Below are 546 nucleotides of genomic sequence, written 5' to 3'. Positions count from 1 at the left end.
ACGGGACGCTCGATCATCGGCGCTGACCCCTTGGGGCCATAGCTCAGTTGGGAGAGCGCGTGCTTTGCAAGCATGAGGTCGTCGGTTCGATCCCGTCTGGCTCCACCATTCTTTTGGGACTTGGCGCTGCTGTAGCGGCTGCCGCCTGAGAGAGGGTGTCGAGCCTGGCTATCTGGAACACAGTTTGCCGCGGCAGACGATCGATGAGGACCGCAGGGTCCGGTTGGTTGCGCCGTCTGGCGAAGACATCAGTGACATCGTGAAGAGGGAATGTGACCGTTGGGGGCGCGAGAGCGTCAGCCCCGGCGGTCATGTTCGGCAAGCATACGGTGATTGGATCGGAAACGATCCGATCACTGGTCTTTTTGTGACCGTGTCAGATTTTTGCTCTGGATCCTCTGGACCCAGTTGCAAGAAAACGGACATCGATCACGAGAGCGATCAAGTGTCTTAAGAGCATTCGGTGGATGCCTTGGCGCTGAGAGGCGATGAAGGACGTGGTACGCTGCGATAAGCCTTGGGGAGCTGCGAACGAGCTTTGATCCA

Annotated in this window: 1 tRNA gene and 1 rRNA gene; both read left to right on the top strand. The window is 58.2% G+C overall.

The features are described from left to right. Nucleotides 1-32: 32 nt before the first annotated feature. Nucleotides 33-108, top strand: a tRNA-Ala gene (locus AO398_RS03975). Between the two features lie 331 nt (nucleotides 109-439). Beyond that, nucleotides 440-546: ribosomal RNA gene (locus AO398_RS03970) — 23S ribosomal RNA — on the top strand; the annotation flags it as partial.

Origin of the sequence: Methylobacterium sp. GXS13 (genome assembly GCF_001455965.1) — a bacterium.
Taxonomy (GTDB): Bacteria; Pseudomonadota; Alphaproteobacteria; order Rhizobiales; family Beijerinckiaceae; genus Methylobacterium.
This window is presented reverse-complemented; position numbering and strand designations above follow the sequence as displayed.